1 protein-coding gene is annotated in these 426 nt (G+C 61.0%); it reads left to right on the top strand.

The genetic code is table 11. From position 1 onward, the window contains the following. Positions 1-155 precede the first annotated feature (155 nt). Positions 156-426, top strand: a 271-nt coding sequence (locus X760_RS77655; protein WP_198030594.1) for a type IV secretory system conjugative DNA transfer family protein, incomplete at its 3' end; no start/stop codon positions are given.

Below are 426 nucleotides of genomic sequence, written 5' to 3'. Positions count from 1 at the left end.
ATCCCTTGCCCGTCGTTCGTCTGGCCTGGGCAGATACGATAGCGGGGAATGTTAGCCGGGTACAATACGCCGTCGCCGCAGGGGCATTAGGGTTTCTTGCGCCGCTGGTCGGCCTGTTTCTCATGCGCCCGAAAAAGCGCAACGACTCTCGCTTCATGACTATGAGCGACGTATCAAAAACCGGCCTGACGAAAGTTGGCGGCGTCTTCGTCGGTCGAGCCGGCGGCAGGCTGGCCGAAATTCTGTCGCCCGGCCGCGATCAGCGCTCCGGCAAGATCCGCTTGACCCAGCGCAAGCTGATCGGCGGCAAGAAATTGTGGATTGATGGCGATGATGTCGGCGGTTTCGTCATAGGACCGCCGCGCTCCGGTAAAGGCACGTCTCTCATCATCCCGAACGCCTTGACCTGGCCGCATTCGCTCGTGG

It is taken from the genome of Mesorhizobium sp. LSHC420B00 (assembly GCF_000503055.1).
Taxonomy (GTDB): domain Bacteria; phylum Pseudomonadota; class Alphaproteobacteria; order Rhizobiales; family Rhizobiaceae; genus Mesorhizobium.
This window is presented reverse-complemented; position numbering and strand designations above follow the sequence as displayed.